Here is a 10,395-nt window from a genome sequence, read left to right as displayed (position 1 = left end):
CGGAATCTCACTCGCGGGGGGGCGCGCGCGGCGCGCGGGGGGGGGGGGCGGGGGGCGCGGGTGTGCCGCACGCCGCATCCGCGGTCGCGGGGCCGCCGTACTCCCGGCGGGAACAGACGCAATTTCATCACTTCGGGTGAAACCCTGGCCCCTGCTTGCGGTCAACAACCCACGGTTGTCACGCTGTTGCGGTCTGTCAACCTGCATGGGAGTGGCCAGTGACTTTCGGTGAGCAGCCGGCCTATCTGCGTGTCGCGAGTGATCTTCGGCAGAAGATCACCGACGGCTCGCTGCCACCGCATACGCGACTGCCCTCGCAGGCCCGGATCCGGCAGGAGTACGGGGTCTCCGACACGGTGGCCCTCGAAGCGCGCAAGGTGCTGATGGCCGAGGGCCTGGTCGAGGGCCGCTCCGGCTCCGGCACGTATGTACGGGAGCGGCTCGTCCCGCGCCGTATCGCCCGCTCCGGCTACCGGCTGCCCGAGGGCGCGACACCGTTCCGCCAGGAGCAGGCCGACGAGAGCGTGCGCGGCACCTGGGAGTCCCGCAGCGAGCAGGAGGCCGCGGGCACCGACATCGCGCTGCGGCTCGGCATCCAGGCGGGCGAGCGCGTGATGCGCACGCGGTACGTCTACCGCGACTCAGGCGAAACGATGATGCTGTCCACCTCCTGGGAGCCACTGGCGATCACCGGGCGCACGCCGGTGATGCTCCCCGAGGAGGGTCCACTCGGCGGCTGCGGCGTCGTGGAGCGGATGGCCGCGATCGACGTCGTGGTCGACAACGTCACGGAGGAGGTCGGCGCCCGGCCCGGACTGGCCGAGGAGCTGCTCGCGCTCGGGGGGGTGCCCGGTCATGTGGTGGTCGTCATCTCCCGTACGTACTACGCGTCGGGGCGGGCGGTGGAGACGGCGGACATCGTGGTCCCGGCCGACCGCTACCGCGTCGCGTACCACCTGCCGGTGAAGTGAACCGCAGGACCGGTGGCCGCCCCTGAAGGGGAGTTGGCCGGGTCCCGCCTGAACACGCCCTGACATCTGCCCCTTTGGGTGGGCGTCAGGGCGTCTTCGTCATGCCCGGAGTGTGTGTCCGGAGTGTGTGAGCGATGTGCCCGGCGGCCGTCTGACGCTCCGTCTCGTGCTCAATGGAAATTGCAGAGTGGCTTGATGCGTACCTCTTTGTGAAAACACGTAATCAGTCAGTAAGGGTCAGGCGTAGGCTCGGGCATATGCGGACTGCGGTTTCCTGGGGATCAGAAATGGCCTGCACGCCGGCGTACGACGGGGGCACGCGATGACGGACAGCACAAACGCCATGCTCCTGTGGCAGGTGATACGTGAGGACGACAACGGCAATCGCTATCGCGTCGGAAGGTACGCGACGCGGGACGAGGCGCAGAAGACCGCCGACACCCTCGGTGCCCGCGGGCACCGGCAGATGTACTGGATCGAACGTATCGGCCAGAGCGTGCAGTAGCAGGCCCGACGCAGGCGTGGACCGGGGACCCGCCCGGCCCCGGTGAGGGTCCGGACGGCCTCGGTAGGCTCGCACCATGGCTGCTGATCGTGTCGTGGTGGGTGGAGCGCTGTACGACCGGGGGCGGCTGCTCGCCGCGCGCCGCAGCGCGCCGCCCGAGCTGGCGGGGCGCTGGGAGCTGCCCGGCGGGAAGGTCGAGCCGGGGGAGCGCGCCGAGCAGGCGCTGGTGCGTGAGCTGCGCGAAGAACTGGGCGTAGAGACGGAACCGCTGGAGCGCATCCCCGGCGCGTGGCCGCTCGGCCGGGGGCTGGTGCTGCAGGTATGGACCGCGCGGCTGGTCTCGGGTGAGGTCCGTCCGCTGGAGGACCACGACGCGCTGCGCTGGCTCGGCCCGGACGAGATCGACACCGTGGACTGGCTCGACCAGGACCGCCCCGCCGTGGCCGAAGCGGCACGCCGGCTGAGAGCCGGGCTGCACGGCTGAGCCGGACCTGCTGGACGGCTGAACCGGGCTGTGGGCGCTGATTCCGGCCTGCCGCATGGATGATCCGGCCTGCCGCACGGCTGATTCCGGCCTGCTGGGCACCGGTCCGGGCTTTCATGTGGGCCGTTCGTGCCCCTGTATGTCATCTGGCGCGGTATGGCCGATATCTGAGCCCGATACAGGGTATGTGCTGGTTAGCGGCTTTTTGCGAGAGCTGTCAGAGCTGCCAGAGCTGTCAGGGCTGTCAGAACTGCCGGAGCCGCCGAACTGTCAGAGCGCATGTCCATGGTCGGCCCGGGGAAGTGATCGGCTTGATCGGCACCGAAGGCGAATGCGCCGAGTGGTCCTTCCCCGCCAAGCCGGATGCCGTACGCGTCGCCCGCCGTGCTGTCCGGGACGCGCTGCGCGGCTGGGAGCTGGACGGTGAGTTCGGTGACGTCGCCGCGCTGCTGGTCAGTGAGCTGGTGACCAACTCCATGCGGCATGCGTCCGGTCCCATCGGCGTCCGGGTCGCGCGACTGGATCAAGCCACGCTCCGGGTGGAGGTTTCCGATCCGCATCCGGATCCGCCCGCCGAGCGGACGGCCGGCCCCGATGACGAGGGCGGCCGGGGGTTGCAGCTTGTGGCCTGCTCGGCGCAGCGTTGGGGGACGGCGCGCGGCAGATCGGGCAAGACCGTGTGGTTCGAGCTGGCCCAGCCTGGTTAGGAGAGGGGTGGGACTCGATCGCAGCTGGAGTGTCCGAAAGTGACTGAGACCGTGCTGTGATAGTGAACGCCGTGCCGGTTCGGTCCGTAGTGCTGAATACTGCGGGTGCCACCTTGGTCGGTTCGGTGCGTGGTGAGCTGGAGGGGACGGTCGCGTGAGCGATATATCCGGTGCGACGGGCGATGTCGTATGGCAGAGCAGTCCGCCCGGTTCGATCTATGACTACATCAGGGTTGCGTCGTTCTCGATCGGGGCCGACGGACTGGTGGAGCAGTGGAGCAAGCGGGCCGAAGAGCTGTTCGGAGTGGACGCCCGGGACGCCGTGGGCGTGGACCCGGTCGAGGTCTTCCTGCCCCCGGAGGTCCGCGGCAGAGGCCACGGCAGGGTCGGCGAGATCCTCGACGGCAAGGAGTGGACCGGTCTCGTCCCCTTCCGGATGCCGGACCGGCCGGAGACCCAGGGGCTCGCCGAGCTGTATGTGATGCCCACGGAGTCGGCGGACGGCGGACGCGGAGCCGTCTGCATCGTCGTCGATGTCAGGGTGTTGCGGCGCATCGAGTCCGACCTCGCTTCCTCGCAGGCCATATTCGGCCAATCTCCCTTCGGCTTCCTCCTGTTCGGTCCCGACCTCACCGTGCGCCGGGTCAACAAGCGGTTCGCTGAGCTCTTCGGGGACGAGGTGGCGGAGCACCGCGGCCGTACGGTCCACGACTATCTCGCCCGCGCCGAGGCCGACCGGATGACCGCGGCGCTGAAGCGGGTCCTGGAGACCGGACGCCCCGTCACCGACCTCCAGCTGATCGGTTCGCCGCCGGGCTCGTCCGAGCGCCGGCACTGGTCGGTCAACCTCTACCGCGTACACGGCGGGGCGGGCGTCCCCATCGGGGTCGCCGGACTCGGCACCGATGTCACACGCCGTCATGTCGCGGCCCGCGAGGCCGCCAATGCCCGGCGCAACCTCGCCCTGCTCAACGAGGCGGGCGCCCGCATAGGGAACTCGCTCGACCTGGAGACCACCGCGCGTGAGCTCCTCGACGTCTCCGTACCCGGCTTCTGCGACCTGGCGTCGGTCGACCTCTACCAGGGGCTGCTGGCCGGTGACGAGGCCCCGAAGGGCAGCGCCGACGGAAGCGCCGAGCTGCGCCGGGTCGCCTACGCCAGCGCGGTCTCCGACGTCCTGCTGAAGGGCTCGGACGACGGGCCGACACTCGGCGCCGTCCACCGCTACGCCTTCCACTCGCCGTGTGCGAGCGCCCTGCGCACCGGCAAGGTCCGTTCGGTGCCCGGCTCGCCCGGCAGCCATGTGCAGTCCACCCTGGCCGTGCCGATGGTCGCCCACGACACGGTGGTCGGCCTGGTGCAGTTCTCCCGTACGAAGGGCAGCGAGCCGTTCGGGGAGCGGGACCGTTCGCTGGCCGTGGAACTGGCCGCGCGCGCCGCGGTCTGTATGGACAACGCCCGGCTCTACCGGCGCGAGCACGAGCGGGCCCTGATACTCCAGCGCTCCCTGCTGCCGCCCGGCGACCCCGAGGCGGCCGGGCTCGACATCGCCTGCCGCTATCTGCCGGGCAACACGGCGAGCGAGGTCGGCGGCGACTGGTTCGACGTCATCGAGTTGCCCGGACACCGTACGGCCCTGGTCGTCGGCGACGTCATGGGACACGGGCTGCGGGCCGCCGTCGCCATGGGTGAACTGCGCACCGCCGTAAGGACGCTGGCCCTGCTCGACCTGGAGCCCGCCGAAGTCCTCGAAGCGCTGGACGAGATCGCCCGCGGTCTCGGCACTCCCAGCGGCGCCCAGCAGGCGTCGCGCGCCGCGCACAAGACCCGTGAGGCCGACCTCTCCGAGGTCTATCTCGCGACCGCCGTCTACGCGGTGTACGACCCGGTCACCCGGCGCTGCACCTTCGCCAACGCCGGACATCTGCCGCCCGTCCTGGTCGAACCGGGCGAACCGGCGCTGCTGCTCGACGTACCGCCCGGCATGCCGCTGGGCGTCGGCGGCGAACCGTTCGAGGAGGTCGAGGTCGAGATCCCCGAGGGCGCGCTCCTCGCGCTCTACACCGACGGTCTCGTCGAGTCCCGCGAACACCCGCTGGACGAGGGGCTGAGCGCCTTCCGGGACGCCCTCACCCACTCGGAGCGCCCGCTCGAAGACGTCTGCGACCATGTGCTCAGCACGCTGGACACCCAGCACGGCGAGGACGACATCGCCCTGCTGATGGCCCGTATCCAGGGGCTGCCGTCCGACGCGGTGGGCGACTGGCAGCTGCCGCGTGAACCGCGCTCGGTGGGCCGGGCCCGCGAGCTGGCCCGGGAACAGCTGGCCGCCTGGGGCCTGGACGATCTGACCGATACGACCGAACTCCTGGTCAGCGAACTCGTCACCAACGCCCTGCGGTACGGCGAGGGCGAGATCAGGCTCCGGCTGCTGCTGGACCGGACCCTGGTCTGCGAGGTCTGGGACGCGGGCCTGGTCCAGCCCCGCCGCCGCCGCGCCCGTGACACGGACGAGGGCGGCCGTGGGCTCCAGCTGGTCGGGATGCTGAGCGCGGCCTGGGGTTCGCGGCGGACCCCGCGCGGGAAGACGGTCTGGTTCGAACTCGCCCTGCCGGACGGCGCGCCGACCCCCGAGCTGAGCGTGGAGCAGCTGCTGAGCATGTACTGAGAGGGCGCTGAGCTGTACTGAGGACGACGGCGCCTGGCACCTACGGAGAGGGCGCCGGGGGAGGCGCGGTGGGCGCGGGTGGCCCTGCCCCGCTCGCCCGCCCGCTCACTCTGGTACCGGCGCGTCCGGTGTCCGTTCCCGCAGCAGCTGGAGGAAGGCGCGCGCCGCAGGTGACGCCCCGGAGTCGAGCCAGACGGCCTGGACCGCCCGGGGCGGCACATCGCTGACGGCCACCGTGCTCACCCCGGCCATCCGGGCGGCCGTGGGCGCGGAGACCAGCCCGGTGCCGAGGCCGCGCGCCACCAGCTGTTCCAGCAGGCCCATGGTGTCCGCCTCGAAGGCGACCGTACGCGGGGCGCCGGCCGCGGCGAACGCGGTGTCATTGTGGCGGCGGATGCCCGACCCCGGCGGCATGTCGACCATGGGCCCGTCCGCCAGCCCGGCCGCGGTGGTCCGGGGCGCCCCGGCCAGTCGGTGCCCGTGCGGGACGATGGCGACCAGCTCCTCGTACGCGAGGACCCGCACCGCGAGCCCGGCCAGGCTCTGCGGCCCGCCGTCGACGAAGGCGATGTCGCAGGTGTGCTCGCGCACCTCCCGCACCAGGTCCCTGACCAGACGGGCGCGGAGCGTGACCCGTACCGCCGGATACCGGTCCCGGTAGGCGGCGAGCAGATCGGGCAGGTCCACGGCGGCCAGCGGTGTGATGGTGCCGATACTCAGCCGCCCGCGCACCTCGCCGCCGCACGCGAGCACCTCACCGCGAGCCCGCTCGACGGCGGCCAGGGCCTCCCTGGCCGGTCCGAGGAACGCCTCGCCCGCGGGGGTGATCCGCACCCGGCGGCTGGTGCGTTCGAAGAGGCGGGTGCCCAACTCGTCCTCAAGGCGGGCGATCTGGTGGCTGAGCGCCGACTGCACCACGAAGCAGCGGTGTGCGGCGCGGGTGAAACTCCCGGTCTCGGCGACCGCGATCGCGTAGGCGAGCTGGCGCAGTTCCATGGATCCATCGTGATTCGCGATCGCTGTGATGGCAACCATCTGTTGGACTCATCCTGGCTGCCCGGCCAGGCTGAACGGGAGCCGGAACCGCCCCGCTCCGCAGGTGCTCCGCGAGGGCCCGCGTACGAGCACTCCCGGAAGGAAACGGACATGGCTTCCTCCCCGACCCCGCCACCGCTCTCCCCGCCAGGCACCCCGGAGCTCCGTCCGCCCCCGGACGCCTCCGCGGGTGCGGGACGCGGCACGCTGCTGCTGATGTCCGTCGCCGTGGGCCTCTGTGTGGCGAGCAACTACTACGCCCAGCCGCTCCTCGACACCATCGCCCGCGAACTGCGGCTGTCGTCCACCGGCGCCTCGCTCGTGGTGACAGTCGCTCAGATCGGCTACGCGGTCGGTCTCGTCCTGCTGCTGCCGCTGGGCGATCTGCTGGAGCGCCGCCGTCTGATCTGCGGGCTGACCCTGGCCACGGCGTGCTCGCTGGCGCTGACCGCGACCGCCCCGAACACCGGGATGCTCCTGGCCGGTACCGCGCTCACCGGGCTGCTGTCGGTGACGGCGCAGGTCCTGGTGCCGTTCGCCGCCGATCTGGCCGCCCCCGGACAGCGCGGCCGGGCCGTCGGTACGGTGATGAGCGGGCTGGTACTCGGCATGCTGCTCGCCCGCACCGCGTCCGGGGCGCTGGCCACGGTCGGCGGCTGGCGCACGGTGTACTGGGCCGCAGCCGTCGCGATGCTCCTCCTGACCGCCGCCCTCCACCGGGCGCTCCCGCGCTACCGCGGATCCGCCGGGCTCACCTACCCGCGGCTGCTGCGTTCCACCGCCCGGCTGCTGGTGGAGGAACCGGTGCTGCGGGTAAGGGCGTTGATCGGCCTGCTGGCCTTCGCCTGCTTCAGCGCGCTGTGGACCTCCCTCGCCTTCCTGCTCTCCGGGCCCGGCTACGGCTGGCCGGACGCCGAGATCGGGCTGCTCGGCCTGGCCGGCGCCGCGGGGGCGATCGCCGCCCAGCTGGCCGGCCGGCTGGCCGACCGCGGCCGGACCGGCCTGACCACGGTGGCGAGCGCCCTGCTGCTGCTCGTCTCCTGGGGCGTGCTCGCGCTGGGGGCGCACAGCCTGGCCGCGCTGATCGCCGGGATCGTCCTGCTCGACCTGGCGCACCAGGGCGTACACATCACCAACCAGTCACTGATCTACGCCCTGCGGCCCGATTCCCGTGGCCGTATCACCTCCGCGTACATGACCTGCTACTTCGCGGGCGGCGCGATCGGCTCGGCCCTGGTCGGCGTGGTCCACGCGCACGCCGGCTGGAACGGGGTGTGCGCACTGGGCGCCGTGCTGGCGGCCCTGCTGTGCCTGGTGTGGGCGTGCGACACGGCCCCGGTACGCACCTGGTGGCGCGACCGGCCCCGGCTGCGCGCGCTGGCGACGGTCGCCGGGTCCGCGTGCATGGGGGTGGCCGTGCTCGTACTCGTCGCCTTGGTGGTCCGCCTTCCCGGCTGACGTCACCCCGGCGCGTGAGCCGGCGCCGGTTCCGCTGACGGGCCCGCCTTCGATGAATTACGGTGCGTAGTGGGGGCGTTACGGTGGAAACCGTCCGGGTGGGAAGGGCGCCCCGGAAGGAGCGCCATGCCACAGCGACGCCTTGTCACGAGCCGCAGCAAGGAGCCGCGTCAGCGGTTCGCGGAGGAGTTACGGAAACTGCGCGCCGAGCGGGGCGTCAATCTGCGGCAGCTGGGCGAACGGCTCGGCTGGGACTACTCGCTGTTCGGGAAGATGGAGAAGGGCGAGACGCTGGGCGGGCCCGAAGTCGTCCAGGCATTGGACCATTACTACGGTACGCAGGGGCTGTTGCTGGTCCTGGGAGCTGGCTTCGGGGGACCGTACGCAGTTCCGTGAGCGGTACCGGCAGTACATGTCCCTGGAGTCGGACGCGACCAGCCTGTGGCACTTCGCGCCAGGCGTAGTGCCGGGACTTCTGCAGACCCCGGGGTACGCCATCGAGCTTCTGGAGAGCGGCGGCTCCGAGGGCAGCGAACTGGAACAGCAGGTGGCGGCCCGAATGGGGCGACAGGATCTCCTGGAGGGTGCAGCTGCACCTCCCTTCCGCGCCATTCTCTCCGAGGCGGTGCTGCGCACACCCTGCCGCGATGTGAAGGCATGGAGGGAGCAGCTGGAGCACCTGGCCGAGATGGCCGAGCGCCCTAAAGTGGCGCTCCAGGTACTGCCGATGAGTGCCGGGCTGCACGGTCTGGCGAACGTGACCTTGATATTTCTCCGGCTGCCGGAGGGGCGTACGGTTGCGTACGTCGAGAACGGGCTGGGTGGCGAACTCATCGAAGAAATCAGCACTGTTGAGAACTTGCAGCTCAGGTACGATTCCGTTCGTGACCTGGCCCTGACACCAGCCGAGTCGCGGAAACTCATCCTGCGCATGTTGGAGGAACTGCCGTGCGATCCATCGAGCTGAGCGCCGCCGCATGGCGTAGGAGCAGCTACAGCAATCAGGATGGCGGCGAGTGTGTTGAGGTTGCCGACGGCTGTGATGCAGTCGTACCGGTCCGTGACAGCAAGAACCCGAACGGCCCTGTGCTCGCCTTCGCCGCGGACCGCTGGTCGTCGTTCGTCTCCGCGCTGCGGGACGGAGCGTTGAGGGCTTGACCCTCTGCGCGTCTAGGAGGAAGTGCCGTGCGACCCCTCGATCTGAGCGTCATCAGGTGGCGTAAGAGCAGTTTCAGCAATTCGACGGGAGGCGATTGCCTTGAGGTTGCCGACGGCTGTGGCGCAGTCGTACCGGTCCGTGACAGCAAGAACCCGGACGGTCCTGCGCTCGCCTTCGCCGCGGACCGCTGGTCGTCGTTCGTCTCCGCGCTGCGGGACGGCGAGTTGAGGGCTTGACCGCACATTCCCCCGCCGGTGTTCCCAGCTCCGCCTTCTACTCGACGTTCAGCGAGTGCGTAGGTAGCGAGCCCCACCGGTTCCGCACAGGTACGAGTCGGCGCTGACCGCCCTCGCCAGGTCGACGACTCTCTCCGAGCGGCCGTCGCGGACGGGGTGTGCGTTGCTGTGGACGACGGAGCCTCGCCAGCCGAGCAGGTCGAGCAGAAGTCGGGTGGAGGCTTCCGCGATCACAGCCGTGCGATCGGTAACCGCCGGCAGTTCCAGGACGGGTGCGATCACGGCAGCGGGCGTGGACCAGTGCGGGCTTCTGCCGTCGCGGCGGAACTGGAGCCTCTCGTTCGGATCAAGCTGTGGGAGCGTCCTCCGCTACAGTGCGAGTATGACGATCCGTCGCATCATGCCCAACGTCGTCACCCAGGACATCGAAGAGAGCCGAAGCTTCTACAGCGATTTCCTGGGCATGGACGTGCGCATGGACGAGCCCGGCTTCTTGATGTTGGCCTCGCCCGGTAACCCGACGGCACAGATGACCGTGGTCTCCCCTGCCGCAGATTCATGGGACCCGCACACCGCCTATTCGACACTGGCGGTCGAAGTCGAGGACGTTGACGCCGCGTACGCCGCAGCCGAGCGCCAGGCGTACCAGGTGGTCTATCCCTTGACCACGGAACCATGGGGAATCCGACGTTTTTTTGTTCAGGCACCCGACGGAAGTGTCATCAACGTCCACAGTCACGTCTGAGGATGAAGGATCGGGCAGACCAGGGGAAGGTACCGGCGATGTAGCGTCCGGCCAGACAGACGGTGGCGGGGATCACTGCCCGGATGCCGCGCTTGCGCAGGTGCTCGCGGATCGCGCGGGAGGAGTACGCCTTGTCGGCCAGGACCAGGTCCGACCTGGTGCGGGGCCGTCCTCGCCGACGAGGAACGCGCAGGCGGGCCATGACGTCGGTGAAGGCGGGCGCGTCACCGGCCTGTCCGGCGGTGAGGTGCAAGGCCAGTGGGCGGCAGCGGTCGTCGGCGGCGAGGTGGATCTTCGTGGAAGCTCCTATAGATCGTCAAGCAGCTTGGGTGAGCTGTTCGGTGGTGATCTGGGGGTGGGGCAGGTGTCGGTAGACCTCGCGGGCGACGAACCGTTTCAGGCAGCGGACGATGTCCTTCTTGGTCAT

Annotated in this window: 10 protein-coding genes and 3 pseudogenes; 10 read left to right on the top strand and 3 right to left on the bottom strand. The window is 70.4% G+C overall.

All coding sequences use genetic code 11. The features are described 5' to 3' along the window. Nucleotides 1–218 precede the first annotated feature (218 nt). The 5 genes from ACFXBC_RS14385 to ACFXBC_RS14365 all read left to right on the top strand — a co-directional run bounded on the left by ACFXBC_RS14385 (nucleotide 219) and on the right by ACFXBC_RS14365 (nucleotide 5,335). Nucleotides 219–971 (top strand): GntR family transcriptional regulator, encoded by a 753-nt coding sequence (locus ACFXBC_RS14385; RefSeq protein WP_385023303.1) that lies wholly within the window; start codon nucleotides 219–221, stop codon nucleotides 969–971. 322 nt (nucleotides 972–1,293) lie between these two features. Next, nucleotides 1,294–1,476, top strand: coding sequence for an SPOR domain-containing protein (locus tag ACFXBC_RS14380; protein ID WP_385023301.1), 183 nt, complete (start codon nucleotides 1,294–1,296; stop codon nucleotides 1,474–1,476). A gap of 76 nt (nucleotides 1,477–1,552) precedes the next feature. Continuing rightward, complete coding sequence (locus tag ACFXBC_RS14375; protein ID WP_385023299.1) at nucleotides 1,553–1,960, top strand: (deoxy)nucleoside triphosphate pyrophosphohydrolase; 408 nt, start codon at nucleotides 1,553–1,555, stop codon at nucleotides 1,958–1,960. A gap of 302 nt (nucleotides 1,961–2,262) precedes the next feature. After that, nucleotides 2,263–2,667 carry an ATP-binding protein gene (locus tag ACFXBC_RS14370; protein ID WP_385023297.1) on the top strand — a complete coding sequence of 135 codons (405 nt, stop codon included), beginning with the start codon at nucleotides 2,263–2,265 and terminating at the stop codon, nucleotides 2,665–2,667. A 154-nt stretch (nucleotides 2,668–2,821) separates the two neighbouring features. Then, on the top strand, nucleotides 2,822–5,335 hold the full coding sequence (locus tag ACFXBC_RS14365) for a SpoIIE family protein phosphatase (RefSeq protein ID WP_385023295.1): 2,514 nt from the start codon (nucleotides 2,822–2,824) through the stop codon (nucleotides 5,333–5,335). Nucleotides 5,336–5,440: 105 nt separating this feature from the next. Here the strand turns inward: ACFXBC_RS14365 and ACFXBC_RS14360 are convergent, their stop codons facing one another. Further along, nucleotides 5,441–6,331, bottom strand: coding sequence for a LysR family transcriptional regulator (locus tag ACFXBC_RS14360; RefSeq protein ID WP_385023293.1), 891 nt, complete (start codon nucleotides 6,329–6,331; stop codon nucleotides 5,441–5,443). Between the two features lie 150 nt (nucleotides 6,332–6,481). Here ACFXBC_RS14360 and ACFXBC_RS14355 point away from each other — a divergent pair, with 150 nt between their 5' ends. The 4 genes and pseudogenes from ACFXBC_RS14355 (at nucleotide 6,482) to ACFXBC_RS14340 (ending at nucleotide 9,223) form a co-directional block, all read left to right on the top strand. After that, nucleotides 6,482–7,828, top strand: a complete 1,347-nt coding sequence (locus ACFXBC_RS14355; RefSeq protein WP_385023291.1) for an MFS transporter — start codon at nucleotides 6,482–6,484, stop codon at nucleotides 7,826–7,828. A gap of 126 nt (nucleotides 7,829–7,954) precedes the next feature. After that, nucleotides 7,955–8,795, top strand: a pseudogene (locus ACFXBC_RS14350) (helix-turn-helix domain-containing protein). Then, on the top strand, nucleotides 8,777–8,986 hold the full coding sequence (locus ACFXBC_RS14345; protein ID WP_385023289.1) for a DUF397 domain-containing protein: 210 nt from the start codon (nucleotides 8,777–8,779) through the stop codon (nucleotides 8,984–8,986). The pseudogene ACFXBC_RS14350 and the gene ACFXBC_RS14345 overlap by 19 nt, the downstream one beginning before the upstream one ends. Nucleotides 8,987–9,013: 27 nt before the next feature. Beyond that, a complete protein-coding gene (locus tag ACFXBC_RS14340; protein WP_385023287.1) occupies nucleotides 9,014–9,223 on the top strand; it encodes a DUF397 domain-containing protein in 210 nt (69 codons plus the stop codon). Nucleotides 9,224–9,271: 48 nt separating this feature from the next. Here the strand turns inward: ACFXBC_RS14340 and ACFXBC_RS14335 are convergent. Then, nucleotides 9,272–9,526 (bottom strand): annotated as a pseudogene (locus tag ACFXBC_RS14335) (WbqC family protein); the annotation flags it as partial. Nucleotides 9,527–9,605: 79 nt separating this feature from the next. Here ACFXBC_RS14335 and ACFXBC_RS14330 point away from each other — a divergent pair. Then, nucleotides 9,606–9,968: a VOC family protein gene (locus ACFXBC_RS14330; RefSeq protein ID WP_385023285.1), complete on the top strand. Its 363-nt coding sequence runs from the start codon at nucleotides 9,606–9,608 to the stop codon at nucleotides 9,966–9,968. A 67-nt stretch (nucleotides 9,969–10,035) separates the two neighbouring features. On the opposite strand, the pseudogene ACFXBC_RS14325 reads toward ACFXBC_RS14330, so the two are convergent. Beyond that, a pseudogene (locus ACFXBC_RS14325) lies at nucleotides 10,036–10,275 on the bottom strand (transposase); the annotation flags it as partial. Nucleotides 10,276–10,395 lie beyond the last annotated feature (120 nt).

Source organism: Streptomyces sp. NPDC059398 (genome assembly GCF_042751845.1).
Lineage (GTDB): Bacteria > Actinomycetota > Actinomycetes > Streptomycetales > Streptomycetaceae > Streptomyces.
The sequence above is the reverse complement of the archived record's forward strand: the minus strand, read 5'-3'. Positions and strand labels throughout refer to the sequence as shown.

Excerpts from the sequence above, each read along its gene's own strand:
- ACFXBC_RS14330 (WP_385023285.1), top strand. The coding sequence starts at position 9,606 with ATGACGATCCGTCGCATCATGCCCAACGTCGTCACCCAGGACATCGAA.
- ACFXBC_RS14380 (WP_385023301.1), top strand. The coding sequence starts at position 1,294 with ATGACGGACAGCACAAACGCCATGCTCCTGTGGCAGGTGATACGTGAG.
- ACFXBC_RS14375 (WP_385023299.1), top strand. The coding sequence starts at position 1,553 with ATGGCTGCTGATCGTGTCGTGGTGGGTGGAGCGCTGTACGACCGGGGG.
- ACFXBC_RS14360 (WP_385023293.1), bottom strand. The coding sequence starts at position 6,331 with ATGGAACTGCGCCAGCTCGCCTACGCGATCGCGGTCGCCGAGACCGGG.
- ACFXBC_RS14355 (WP_385023291.1), top strand. The coding sequence starts at position 6,482 with ATGGCTTCCTCCCCGACCCCGCCACCGCTCTCCCCGCCAGGCACCCCG.